General features: G+C 54.7%; 1 protein-coding gene. It reads right to left on the reverse strand.

What is annotated here, in order from left to right:
- Positions 1-100: 100 nt before the first annotated feature.
- On the reverse strand, positions 101-333 hold a 233-nt coding region (locus Q4563_RS17890), incomplete at its 5' end, for a hypothetical protein (protein WP_336623049.1).

Here is a 333-nt window from a genome sequence, read left to right on the forward strand (position 1 = left end):
GCCAGGCTCGATGCTCAATGCTCAATGCTCGATGCTCGATGCTCGATGCTCAATGCTCAATGCTCAATGCTCAATGCTCGATGGTGCACGGCGCGCAAGATTACGCCGTAGCAGCACCATTAAAATGTTTACCCAGCATGGCGTGATAGAAGTTATGGTCGGTCAGTACCCCCACCAGTTTGCCATGTTCAGCCAGCACCACGGGTTGCTCGGTAGCGTAACGGATTTCGATCGCCCGTCGCATGGAAATATCTGGCGTTGTCATTGCCATGGTGCCCAGTGGTGGCATATCCGTGTTGGCCTCGATGCCGCATTGTTGCATGGGGACCGGTT

This window comes from Gilvimarinus sp. 1_MG-2023, assembly GCF_030548285.1.